The organism is Mesorhizobium sp. M2C.T.Ca.TU.002.02.1.1 (assembly GCF_003997225.1).
Genome location: NZ_RZTO01001263.1, coordinates 1 through 1,121 on the forward strand (window position 1 = coordinate 1; position 1,121 = coordinate 1,121).

Here is a 1,121-nt window from a genome sequence, read left to right on the forward strand (position 1 = left end):
GGATGGTCCTCGCCCGGCGCTGAGCCAATTTCCGCTGGACACGACTTACTTTAGCCGCACTTCGGCTGTCCGGGAGATTTTCGCGGAGGTGGACACGGCCAATTGTGGCCGGAAGTGGAATTGCAGTGAAAGTGTCGACGTGCGGTTGAAGACAATTCTGATCATTGCCCTTGCCCTGCTGACGGCAGGCTGCGCGGGCCACCCGGCGCAGGAAATCCTGGGCAGCGTCGTCGTGCCGACGCAGGCGACCGAGATCGCGGGCAACCATTCGATCTTCATCGCCACCACGCGCAAGCGGTCCGACGACCCGAACAAGGTCTTCGACGGCGAACGCTCGGCAACACTCAACTACGCCCGCGTCAACGTCACGGTCCCGCCGGTTCACCAAACGGGCCAGATCGAGCGCCGTTCGCGCGGCAAGTCGAACGACCCGACGAAGTATTTCATGGCCTCGGAAGTCGTCGGCTACGACACGCAGCCGAAATTCGTCAACGCCCTCAACGCCGACATCGACGCCCGCGGCGGCCGCGTGATGGTCTTCGTCCATGGCTACAACACCGGCTTCGACGATGCTGTCTACCGGCTGACCCAGATCGTCCACGATTCCGGTTATCCGGGCACGCCGGTTCTGTTCTCCTGGGCGTCCGGCGCCAAGACCACCGACTATGTCTACGACAAGGAAAGCGCCGCGGCGGCTCGCGACCAGTTGGAAGTGACGCTCAGGATGCTGGCGCAGACCGGCGCCCGGCGTATCGACATCGTTGCCCATTCGATGGGCACCTGGGTGACGATGGAAACGCTGCGCCAGCTCGCCATCACCGGCGACCGCGATCTCAGCGGCAAGCTCGGCGACGTGGTGCTCGCCTCGCCAGACATCGATGTCGACGTCTTCAAGAGCCAGATGCGCCGCTACGGCAAGCCGGACAAGCCCTTCATCCTGCTCCTGTCGGACGACGACCGGGCGCTCAGGCTCTCCGGCCTGATCGCCGGATCGCGGCCGCGCGTCGGCGATTATCGGGATGCCGCCGACCTCGCCTCCTACGGCGTCACGGTGGTCGACCTCTCCAAGATCAAGGGCGCCGACAGCTTCAATCACACCAAATTCGCCGACAACCCGATGA

Annotated in this window: 1 protein-coding gene; it reads left to right on the forward strand. The window is 64.0% G+C overall.

What is annotated here, in order from left to right:
• Window positions 1-139: 139 nt before the first annotated feature.
• A partial coding sequence (locus tag EOD07_RS35310) for an alpha/beta hydrolase (protein WP_127238431.1) occupies window positions 140-1,121 on the forward strand: 982 nt, incomplete at its 3' end.